Raw genomic sequence first — 12052 nt, forward strand, 5'->3', positions numbered from 1 at the left:
TGTGCCGGCCCTTTCGCGGGCTTGCCCGCTCCCACAGGGTCAGGCGCTGTGCAGTACCTGTGGGAGCGGGCAAGCCCGCGAAAGGGCCGGCACAGGGTAAGTAAAATACAGTAACAACCGCTAAATCCTCCCAGCACCCAAGCGTTTTCCAAGCGACGAACACCCGCACTTTCGCTCGCTTGCGAGGATTTACCCATGTCCACCGCTTCCAGCCTTGCCCAGGTCCCGCCGGCCAGCGTGTCGCAGGCCCTGTACGAATTCACCGACTCACCCTTGCTGCAACGCCAGCAACAGCAGGAGTCCAACGCCCGCAGCTACCCACGGCGCATCCCGCTGGCGCTCAAGCGCGCCAGGGGTATCCACGTCGAAGACGTCGAAGGCCGACAGTTCATCGACTGCCTGGCGGGCGCCGGCACCCTGGCGCTGGGCCATAACCACCCGGTGGTGATCGAGGCGATCCAGCGTGTGCTGGCCGATGAGATCCCCTTGCACACACTCGACCTGACTACACCGGTCAAGGACCGCTTCGTTCAGGACCTGTACAGCATCCTGCCCGAGGCCCTGCGCCGCGAGGCCAAGGTGCAGTTCTGCGGCCCGACCGGGACCGACGCCGTGGAGGCGGCACTCAAGCTGGTGCGCAGCGCCACCGGGCGCAGCACCGTGCTGGCCTTCCAGGGCGCCTACCATGGCATGAGTCAGGGGGCCCTGAGCCTGATGGGCAGCCATGGTCCCAAGCAACCGCTGGGTGCCTTGTTGAGCAGCGGCGTGCAGTTCATGCCATACCCGTACGACTACCGCTGCCCGTTCGGCCTGGGCGGTGAGGCCGGGGTCAAGGCCAACCTGCATTACCTGCAAAACCTGCTGCTCGATCCGGAAAGCGGGGTGCCACTGCCGGCTGCAGTCATCCTGGAGGTGGTGCAGGGCGAGGGCGGGGTGATCCCGGCCGATATCGAATGGCTCAAGGGCGTGCGCCGGATCACCGAGCAGGCGGGTGTGGCCTTGATCGTCGATGAGATTCAGAGCGGCTTTGCCCGTACCGGGCGGATGTTCGCCTTCGAGCATGCCGGCATCGTGCCGGACGTGGTCACGCTTTCCAAGGCCATTGGCGGCAGCCTGCCGTTGGCGGTGGTGGTGTATCGCGACTGGCTGGACACGTGGAAACCGGGGGCGCACGCCGGCACCTTCCGCGGTAACCAGATGGCCATGGCGGCGGGTTCGGCGGTGATCGACTACCTGGTCGAGCATCGCCTGGCCGAGCATGCCGAGGCCATGGGGCTACGGTTGCGTGGGCACCTGCAGCGCCTGCAGCGGGACTACCCGCAGTTGGGTGATATCCGTGGCCGGGGCTTGATGCTGGGCGTGGAGCTGGTCGACCCGCAAGGCCAGCCCGATGCGCTGGGCCACCCACCGGCTAACCGCGACCTGGCGCCGAAGGTGCAGCGCGAGTGCCTCAGGCGTGGGCTGATCCTGGAGCTGGGTGGGCGGCATGGCGCGGTGGTGCGCTTCCTGCCGCCGTTGATCATCAGCGGCGAGCAGATCGATGACGTTGCACAGCGTTTTGCCGAGGCGTTGAGCGTGGCAGTCTGAACCATTGCCGGGGCCGCAAAGTGCCCCGGCTATCTCACGTCAATCAAAGGTCCGCCCGGCCCGCCAATAGCCCATCAGGGTCAGGCACGCGCGTTGCAACCCGCGCTCCTTGATCAGATACCGGCGAATATCCATCACTGTCGCCGATTCCCCCGCGACCCATGCATGGAATGTGGTCCTGGCACTACTGGCCTGCTCCCACAGTATTCGTGTGTCGATATCCACCTCTTCCAGCTTTACCCGCGACGCGGCCTGCCCTTGAGGCAGGCTGGCCAGTTCGCGCACCGCATGCTGCATGGCCTGGCCATGCGCGCAGCCCAGCAGCTCGCGCGGCAGCCAATGCAGTTCGGTGGCATCGCCATGGCGCAGATCCAGGCAGTCAGCTTGCAACGGCACCTCGATGAACGCCTGCACCGCAAGCTCGGGCTGGGTCCCTGCCAGTTGCTCAAGAATGCCGGCAATCGCCGGCAGTGCCGTTTCGTCACCTACCAGCAGTACGTTGCGTACGCCCTGGGGTGGCTTCCATTCATAACCGCCGGGGTCGCCGGCATAGTCCAGGTTGGGCGCAAGCATCTGCAGGCGGTCACCTACCTGGGCATGGGTGGCCCAAGCCGAAGCAGGGCCGTTGACGCCATGCAGCACGAAATCTACATCGACTTCCAGTGCTTCCCGACGCAGCGCGCGGATGGTGTAGGTCCGCATGGGTGGGCGTTGCGCGGGCGGCAAGGCGCTGTGCGCCGTTTTCCAGTGGGCATCGGCGGGAACTACAGGCAGCGAACCATCTGGGGCGGGAAAGAACAGCTTGACCCGTTGATCGGGGGCCATTGTGGCCATCCGCGCCACATCCGCAGCGGTGAACACCAGGCGTGCAAGTGATGGGGAAAGGGTGATGCGTTGCTTGAGCTGCAGATCGAACAGGCGGTAGGCGCTGGCAGCCGGGCCGGGGCTGCCGACCAGGCGGCGCAGGCCTTGCTGGAGTGCCTGGGTGATGCGGGAGGGGCTAGGCATGCGAAGGTCCTCTTGCAGGGCGGCTTTGTTGGTAAACGAGCCGCCGCAACGGCAAATTAACGCCTCCCTGTTGGCCGGTCGGCCACGCCCGGGGTTGCCCCGGGGTGTGTCTGCAGCTGCCGTGGGGGGGCGCTATGGCATTAATTTTTTTCAGGTTGCATCCGTTTCGTAGGGATAGCCGGGCCCCGCCCGATACCTCACTCGTACGGAAGCAATCTGATGAATGCAGAAAAGTCCCTGCTACTGGCCCGCCGTTTCATTGAACTGCCGCAGGACAAACGCGGCGTGTTCCTCGAGACCCTGGCCAGGGAGGGCATCGACTTTTCCCAGTTCCTCATTCCGGCCGGGGTCCAGGCGCCGGACCGCCAAGGGTTGTCCTATGCCCAGCAGCGCATGTGGGTACTTTGGCAGATGGACCCCCAGAGCGGCGCCTACAACCTGCCAGGCGCGGTGCGTCTGACCGGCCAACTGGATGAGTCCGCGCTGGAGCAGGCGTTCGCCAGCCTGCTGGCGCGTCATCAGAGCCTGACCACCGTATTCGAGGTCCAGCCTGACGACAGTCTGCTCCAGGTCTATCGCCCGGTGGGCGAGGCCTTGATCGAGCGGGTCGACCTGCGTCAGTGGGAAGAGGCCGAGTGCGAAGCGCAGGTGCGTGCCCAAGCCGAGGCCGAGTCCTTGCGTCCATTCGACCTGGCGCAAGGGCCGCTGCTGCGGGTGCGTCTGTTGCGCCTGGCCGAGCAGGAACATGTACTGCTGTTGACCCTGCATCATATTGTTTCCGACGGTTGGTCGATGAACGTGCTGATCGACGAGTTCAGCCGCTGCTACGACGCCTTCGCCGCTGGTCATGCGCCGCAACTGCCGGATCTGCCGATCCAGTACGTCGACTATGCCCTGTGGCAGCGCCGCTGGCTGGAAGCCGGCGAACTGGCGCGGCAGCTGGCGTACTGGCAGGCGCAGTTGGGCGATGAGCAGCCCGTGCTCGAACTGCCCTTGGATAATGCCCGGCCGGCGACCCCGAGCTTCAGTGGCGAGCGCCGCTCGTTCGCGGTCGATGCGGCCTTGGCCGAGCGTCTGCGCGGCTTCGCCCGGCAGCATAACCTTACGCCGTTCATGGTCATGCTTGGCGCGTTCGGCTTGCTCCTGCAGCGCTATACCGGCCAGGCCGACCTGCGTATCGGCAGCCCGGTGGCCAACCGCAACCGCGCCGAAGTCGAAGGGCTGATCGGGTTGTTCGTCAACACCCAGGTGTTGCGTGTGCGGCCGGACGCGCACCTCGAGGTGCTGGCCTACCTGCAAGGCATCAAGCAGGTCGTACACGGTGCCCAGGCGCACCAGGACCTGCCGTTCGAACGCCTGGTCGAGGCGCTGAAGGTCGAGCGCAGCCTGAGCCATGCGCCGCTGTTCCAGGTGATGTACAACCACCAGCCGCAGGTCGCCGACCTGGCCACCGTGACCCTGGCCTCGGGGCTGCAACTGTCGCCCCTGGCATGGCGCAGCCGCACCACCCAGTTCGACCTGAGCCTGGACACCTACGAGCAGGGTGGCACCCTGCACGCCGCCTTCACCTATGCCAGCGACCTGTTCGAGGCCGCCACCATCGAACGCATGGCGACACACTGGCAGGCCCTGCTGCAAGCCCTGGTCAGCCAGCCGCACAGCGCGCTGTGGCAGTTGCCGATGCTCGATGACGCCAGCCGTCGCACAGTGCTGGAGGATTGGAACGCCACCGCTCGCGGTTATCCGCTCGAACGCGGCGTGCACCAGCTGTTCGAGGATCAGGTGCGCCGTGCGCCAGACGCCCCGGCGCTGGTCTGTGGTGATACCGCGCTCAGCTATGCGCAGCTCGATGCCCGCGCCAACCGCCTGGCTCACTTCCTCCGCGCGCAAGGCGCCGGAGCCGACAGCCTCGTGGGTATCAGCCTGCTGCGCAGCGTAGAAATGGTCGTCGGGCTGATGGCGATCCTCAAGGCCGGCGCGGCCTACGTGCCGCTGGATCCGGAATACCCCGAGGAGCGCCTGGCCTACATGATCGAGGACAGCGGCATTCGCCTGCTGCTGACCCATCAGGCGCTGCAGGGCAGCCTGCCGGTGCCCGCTGACGTGCAGTGCATCGCCCTGGACCAACTGACGCTGGACGACCAGCCCGCCAGCCCGCCCCAGGTGGCCACCGACCCACGGCAGTTGGCCTATGTCATCTATACCTCCGGCTCCACCGGCCGGCCGAAAGGCGCCGGCAACAGCCATGAAGCCCTGGCCAACCGCCTGCACTGGATGCAGGAAGCCTATGGCCTGTGTGCCGGTGACACGGTGCTGCAGAAGACCCCGTTCAGCTTCGACGTGTCGGTCTGGGAGTTCTTCTGGCCGCTGATGACGGGTGCCCGGCTGGCCGTGGCCGCACCCGGTGACCACCGGGACCCGGCGCGCCTGATCGAGACCATTCGTCGCCATCAGGTCAGCACGCTGCATTTCGTACCCTCGATGCTCCAGGCCTTCATCCACGAGTCTGGTGTCGAGACCTGCGACAGCCTGCGCCGCATCCTCTGCAGCGGCGAGGCATTGCCGGTGGACGCGCAGCTGCAGGTGTTCGGCAAGCTGCCGGCGGCGGCGCTGTACAACCTCTACGGCCCCACCGAGGCGGCCATCGACGTCACGCACTGGACCTGCATCGACGAAGGCCGCGACAGCGTGCCCATCGGGAGGCCCATCGCCAACATCCGTACCTATGTGCTCGATGCTGGCCTCGAGCCGGTGGCGCCTGGCGTTGCCGGCGAGCTCTACCTGGGTGGCATTGGCCTGGCCCGTGGTTACCACCGGCGTCCGGGGTTGACCGCCGAGCGCTTCGTTGCCGACCCCTTCGTGGCCGGACAGCGCCTGTACCGTACCGGCGACCGGGTTCGCCAGCGTGTGGATGGCGTGATCGAGTACCTGGGGCGTTTCGATCATCAAGTGAAAATCCGTGGCCTGCGCATCGAGCTGGGCGAGATCGAGGCGCGCCTGGCCCAGCATGCCTGGGTGCGCGAGGCCGTGGTGTTGGCGCTGGACGGCAAGCAACTGGTGGCCTACCTGGTGCTCGACGAAATGCCAGACGGCTGGCAGCAAGGGCTCAAGGCCTGGCTGCTGCAGGCGCTGCCGGAATTCATGGTGCCCAGCCACCTGATGCCGCTGGAGCAGTTCCCGCTGACCCCCAACGGCAAGCTTGACCGCAAGGCCCTGCCGCAACCGGATGCCGCTTCGCGCGGCGCTTACGTGGCGCCGCAAACCGATGTACAGCGTACCCTGGCGCAAGTCTGGAGCGAGGTGCTGGGCGTGGCCGAGGTTGGCCTGGACGACAACTTCTTCGAGCTGGGCGGCGATTCGATCATCGCCATCCAGGTGGTTGGCCGCGCTCGTCGCCAGGGCCTGCAGTTCAGCCCGCGCGACCTGTTCCAGTTCCAGACCGTGCGCGGCCTGGCCGGCGCGGTCGGGCGCCAGCCATCGTTGGCGGTTGAGCAGGCGCCGGCCACCGGCGAGGTGGCGCTCAGCCCTGTGCAGCGGCAGTTCTTCGAACAGGCCATTGCGGTCCGCGAGCACTGGAACCAATCATTGCTGCTCGGTGCCCGGCAACCGTTGCAGGCCCAGGCGCTGGTCGCTGCCTTGGGCGATGTGGTCAACCACCATGACGCCCTGCGGCTGCGCTTCGAGCCCGCCGCCGAAGGCTGGCGGCAGCACTATGGCGCGCCGGTCGCGCAGGTCGAGCTGTGGCAGCGCCAGGCTGCGGATGCCCAGGCGCTGACGGCGCTCTGCGACGCTGCCCAGCGCAGCCTCGACCTGCGCAGTGGGCCGCTATTGCGCGCCATGCTGGTCGACTTGCCGCAAGGCGAGCAGCGCCTGCTGCTGGTTATTCACCACCTGGTGGTCGACGGCGTGTCCTGGCGTATCCTCCTGGAGGACCTGGAGCAGGCTTATGCCCAGCGCCTGGCCGGGCAGCCGCTGTCGCTGGCGCCGCGCACCAGCAGCTACCACGCCTGGTCTGCGCAGCTGCACGAGCAGGCGCCGGCGTTCGTCGGGCAATTGCCCTACTGGCAAGCGCAACGCGGCGATGGCGCACTGCCGTGCGACAGGCCGGACGCGCCGGTAAGCAACCGTCATGGGGCCAAACTGGCGTCGCGCCTGTCCCGCGAGCGCACCCGGCAGTTGCTGCAGGTCGCGCCCGCAGCCTATCGCACCCAGGTCAACGACCTGCTGCTGACGGCCCTGGCACGTGTCATCTGCCAATGGAGCGGCAGCCAGGCGGCGTTGGTGCAGCTGGAGGGGCATGGCCGCGAAGAGCTGTTCGACGGCATCGACCTGACCCGCACCGTCGGCTGGTTCACCAGCCTCTATCCGCTGCGCCTGGCCCCGCGCGCCGGTCATGGCGACTCGATCAAGGCCATCAAGGAACAGCTGCGCGCGGTACCGGACAAAGGCATGGGTTACGGCGTGCTACGTTACCTGGGTGACGCCTCGGTGCGCGAGGCCCTGGCGACGCTTGACCCGCCGCGCATCACCTTCAACTATCTGGGCCAGTTCGACAGCCAGTTCGATGCCCAGGCCTTGCTGGCGCCGGCCACCGAGCGCGGCGGCGACGGCCAGGACCCGGACGCACCGCTGGCCAACTGGCTGACCCTGGAAGGGCAGGTGTACAACGGCGAGCTGTCGCTGCAATGGGGCTTCAGCCTGGCGATGTTCGACACCGACACGGTCCAGGCGTTGGCCACGGCCTACGACCAGGAACTGGAGGCGCTCATCGAGCACTGCCTGGGCGTGCCCGCCGGGCAACCGTCACCGTCGGACTTCCCGCTGGCGCGCATCACTCAGGCGCAACTGGATGCATTGCCGGTGCCCGGCCACAACATCGAAGACCTCTACCCACTGTCGCCCATGCAGCAGGGCATGTTCTTCCACTCGCTGTATGAAACCCAGGGCGGCGCTTACATCAACCAGTTGCGCCTGGCTATCGGCGGCCTGGACCTGGAACGCTTCGGCGAGGCCTGGCAGGCGGCCCTGGCGCGTCACGATATCCTGCGCAGCAGCATCCACTGGCAGGGCCTGGACAGTGCCCATCAGATCGTCCAGCGACAGTTGCCACTGCCACTGCGCATCGTCGATGAACCTGCGGCAGACCTCGATGCACTGGCCCGGGCCGAGCACGAGGCGGGTTTCGACCTGGCCCGCGCACCCTTGTTCAGGCTGCTGCTGGTGCGTACCGGGGCCGACGACTGGCACCTGGTCTTCACCTGCCACCACATCCTCCTGGATGGCTGGAGCAATGCCCAGCTACTGGCCGAGGTGGTCCAGCACTACGCCGGCGAGCGCTTGTCGGCGCCGGCCGGCCGTTTCCATGATTACCTGGCGTGGCTGCAACGCCAGGACGCCAGTGCCGGCGAGCGTTTCTGGAAAGCCCGTCTCGGCGCCTTGCAGGCGCCGACGCTGCTCGCCCAGGCCCTGCGTCGCCCCGCCGACGCGCAAGGCGAGGGTGAGTACCTGGCCCGCCTCGACGCCGCGCAGGCCGCAGAGCTGGAGCGTTTCGCCCGTCACCACAAGGTGACCTTGAACACGCTGTTCCAGGCGGCCTGGGGCCTGGTGCTACAGCGCCTGACCGGGCAAGCCTGCGTGGCCTTCGGCGCCACGGTGTCCGGGCGTTCGGCGCCACTGCCGGGCATCGACGGCCAGCTTGGGTTGTTCATCAATACCTTGCCGGTGCTGATCGATGTCGCGCCCGATCGCAAGGTGGCCGGTTACCTGGCCGACGTGCAGGACTTCAACCTGAGCCTGCGGGAATTCGAGCATGTGCCGCTGTATGCCATTCAAGGGTGGGCTGGCCAGCAGGGCGCGGCGCTGTTCGACAGCCTGCTGGTGTTCGAGAACTTCCCGGTGGCCGAGGCGCTGCGCCAGGGCGCGCCTGCCGGCCTGCGTTTCGGCGCGGTGAGCAATCACGAGCGCACCCACTACCCGCTGACCATCGGTATCGAGCTCGGCGATGGGGTCAGCCTGGCGTTCGGCTACGACCCTGCGCTGTTCGCGGCAGAGCAGGTGGCTCAGCTGTGCGCCGGGCTCCGCCAGGTGCTGGCGCAGATGGTCGCCACCCCGGCCGCGCCGTCAGGCGCGCTGGGCCTGCTTGACGATAAGGGGCAGGCCGAGGTGCTTGGCTTCAGCCAAGGCCGCGCACTGGCGTTGCCGAGCCAGGAACTGGTTCACCAGCGTATCGCGGCACAGGCCGCGCGCCAGCCCCAGGCCTTGGCCTTGCAATGTGGCGAGCTGCGCCTGAGCTATGGTCAGCTCGATGGCCAGGCCAATCGCCTGGCGCATGCACTGATCGCCAAGGGCGTGCGCCCCGGCCAGCGTGTCGGCCTGGCCTTGCGCCGTGGCCCGCAACTGATCGTCAGCCTGCTTGCCGTGCTCAAGAGCGGCGCGACCTATGTGCCGCTGGACCCGCAGTATCCACATGAACGGCTGGCCTACATGATCGAGGACAGCCGCTTGGACCTGTTGTTGTGCGACGACGGCCTGCTGGTCGAGTTGGCGCTGCCGGCGGGGTTGCGTCGCCTGGAACTGGGGGTGTTGGGCGAGCAGGCCGCGCACTGTGGCGACCACGACCCGGATGTGCAGGTCGCCGCCGAGCAGCTCGCCTATGTCATCTACACCTCCGGTTCCACCGGCCGCCCGAAGGGGGTGGCGATCAGCCATGCGGCCCTGCGCGAGTTCAGCTACAGCGCCACCGGCTACTCCCGCCTTGAGCGCGACGACCGGGTGCTGCAGTTCGCCACTTTCAGTTTCGACGGCTTCGTCGAGCAATGCTATCCGCCGCTGTGCGTCGGCGCCGCGTTGATCATGCGTGGCGAGGCACTGTGGGACGCCGATCAGTTGGCGCGGTTGATTGTCGAGCAGGGCGTGACCCTGGCCGACCTGCCGGCCGCCTACTGGCACATGCTGGCCAAGACTTGCGCGGCGCGGCCGGGCCAGGGCCTGGGCAAGCTGCGTCAGGTGCACGTGGGCGGCGAGGCCATGTCGGTGGAAGGGCTGCGCCTGTGGCACGCGGCGGGGCTGGGCGGGCTCAGCCTGGTCAACACCTATGGCCCGACGGAGGCGACAGTAGTCTCCAGCGTGCATGACTGCCGCCTCGAAGATGCGCAGGACGCGTATGGCGTGCCCATCGGCCACGCCATCGCAGGCCGCTCGCTGTATGTGCTGGATTGTGCCGGCCAGCTGTTGCCCAGCGATGGCGTCGGCGAGCTGTGCATCGGTGCACCGAGCTGCCTGGCGCAGCAATACTTCGACCGCCCGGCGTTGACCGCCGAGCGTTTCCTGCCGGATCCCTTCGCCGAACAGCCTGGCGCACGCCTGTACCGCAGCGGCGACCTGGCGCGCTATACCCAGGCCGGGGTCCTGGAGTACGTAGGGCGTATCGATCATCAGGTGAAGATTCGCGGCATGCGCATCGAGATGGGCGAGATCGAGGCCTGCCTGCAAGGGTTGGCGTCGGTGCGCGAGGCGGCGGTGCTGGCCCTCGCCGGGCCGACCGGGCCGCAACTGGTGGCCTACCTGGTCGCTGCTCAGGCCACGCCGTCGGCTGACTGGCTACAGGGCGTACGGGCTGCCTTGGGCCAGGCGCTGCCTGACTACATGATTCCCGCCCACCTGCTGGTGCTGGAACGGCTGCCGTTGAACAACAACGGCAAGCTGAACCGCGCGGCTTTGCCGGCGCCGGACTTCAGTGCCGCCCAGCAGGTCTACGAAGCGCCGCGCACGCCGTTGCAAGCACAACTGGCGACGATCTGGGCGCAAGCCCTGCAGGTCGAGCGCGTCGGCCTTGCCGACAGTTTCTTCAGCCTCGGTGGCCACTCGTTGCTGGCGACCGAGGTCATCGCGCGCATTCGCCAAGGGCTCGGGCTCGAAGTGCCCCTGCGGCAGCTGTTCGAGCAGCCGACCCTGGGGGCCTTCGCCGACCGTTGCGCCGCACTGGGCCAGGGGGCGGCCGCGGCGATTGCGGTATTGCCGCGCACGCCTGCGATGGCCGTGTCCTACGCCCAGGAGCGGCAGTGGTTCCTCTGGCGGCTGGACCCAGAGAGCGCCGCCTACAACGTTCCGGCGGCGTTGCGTGTGCGGGGGCCGCTCGAGTTGCCGGCGTTGCAGTCGGCATTCGACCAGGTCATCGCCCGGCACGAGCCATTGCGCACCACCTTCGATGACGCCACGGGCGAGCTGCGGCAGCATATTCATCCGCACCTGGCGCTGCCCATCGTGATCGAGCACCCAGGCGAGCTGGACGATGCGGCGCTGGCGGCCTGGGTCGATGCCCAGGTGCGGGCGCCGTTCGACCTGGTACGAGGGCCGTTGCTGCGGGTCAAGTTGCTGGCCATGGGCGAGCAGGATCATGTGCTGGTCATCGTCCAGCACCATATCGTTTCCGACGGCGCCTCCCTGGAGGTGCTGGTCGAAGAGCTGCTGCGCGGCTACCACGGCGAGCACTGTCCACCGTTGCCTGTGCAGTACGCCGACTACGCGGCCTGGCAGCGTCAGTGGCTGGACGGTGGCGAGCGTGCCCGCCAGCTCGATTACTGGCTGGCGCAACTGGGCGGCGAGCAGGTCGTGCTCGAGCTGCCGTTCGACCGGCCACGCCCGGCCCAACGGCGCTTGCGTGGTGCGCGCCTGGACTTCCCGCTCGAGTCTGAACTGAGCCACGGGCTGCAACAGCTGGCCAAGACTCAGGATGCTTCCTTGTTCATGTTGCTGCTGGCAGCGTTCCAGGCCTTGCTGCACCGCTACAGCGGCCAGGCCGACATCCGCGTCGGCGTACCGGTGGCCAACCGCACCCGGGCTGAAACCGAGCGGCTGATCGGTTTCTTCGTCAATACCCAGGTGCTGCGTGCCGAAGTCGATGGCGGGCAGGGCTTTGACGTCCTGTTGCGCCAGACCCGGCAGGCGGCGCTGCAGGCCCAGGCCCACCAGGACCTGCCGTTCGAGCAACTGGTCGAGGCCCTGGCACCGGAACGCAACCTTAGCCACAGCCCCGTGTTCCAGGTGCTGTTCAACCACCAGTACGCTGCGCGCGCCGAGCGGAACTGGGGTGAACTGCGTGTCGAGCCGCTGCATTGGGACAGTGCCACGGCGCAGTTCGACCTGGTGCTGGATACCAGCGAGACCGCGCAGGGGCTGATGGTTTCCCTGGCATACGACACCGACCTGTTCGAGCGCTCGACCATCGAGCGGCTGTCGACCCACTTCATCAACCTGTTGCAAGGCATCGTCGAGCAACCGCACCAACCGGTGGCCGAACTGCCATTGCTGGCGGCTGCCGAGCGCGAGCGCACCCTGGTCACGTGGAACGCCACCGCTGAACAGTACCCGCTGCAGCAGAGCATCCAGCAACTGATCGAGGCCCAGGTGCAGCGCACCCCGGATGCCCCGGCGCTGGCCTTCGGCGAGGTGCGCCTGA

The 12052-nt window shown here is 67.4% G+C and carries 3 protein-coding genes; 2 read left to right on the forward strand and 1 reads right to left on the reverse strand.

Going from position 1 to position 12052, the window contains the following annotated elements; genetic code table 11:
- Positions 1-195: 195 nt before the first annotated feature.
- Positions 196-1587, forward strand: coding sequence for an aspartate aminotransferase family protein (locus QME24_RS11645; protein WP_232892913.1), 1392 nt, complete (start codon positions 196-198; stop codon positions 1585-1587).
- Positions 1588-1626: 39 nt separating this feature from the next.
- Here QME24_RS11645 and QME24_RS11650 read toward each other — a convergent pair whose 3' ends face one another.
- On the reverse strand, positions 1627-2595 hold the full coding sequence (locus QME24_RS11650) for a siderophore-interacting protein (RefSeq protein ID WP_232892914.1): 969 nt from the start codon (positions 2593-2595) through the stop codon (positions 1627-1629).
- Positions 2596-2814: 219 nt separating this feature from the next.
- On the opposite strand from QME24_RS11650, the gene QME24_RS11655 reads away from it, so the two are divergent.
- Positions 2815-12052 (forward strand): non-ribosomal peptide synthetase (locus tag QME24_RS11655; protein ID WP_281690845.1); only part of this gene is annotated, 9238 nt, incomplete at its 3' end.

Origin of the sequence: Pseudomonas sp. PARCl1, from assembly GCF_947311875.1 — a bacterium.
Taxonomy (GTDB): Bacteria; Pseudomonadota; Gammaproteobacteria; order Pseudomonadales; family Pseudomonadaceae; genus Aquipseudomonas; species Aquipseudomonas juntendi.

What these genes read in the sequence shown, in the direction of transcription:
- QME24_RS11645 (WP_232892913.1), top strand. Translation starts at nt 196, where the DNA reads ATGTCCACCGCTTCCAGCCTTGCCCAGGTCCCGCCGGCCAGCGTGTCG.
- QME24_RS11650 (WP_232892914.1), bottom strand. Translation starts at nt 2,595, where the DNA reads ATGCCTAGCCCCTCCCGCATCACCCAGGCACTCCAGCAAGGCCTGCGC.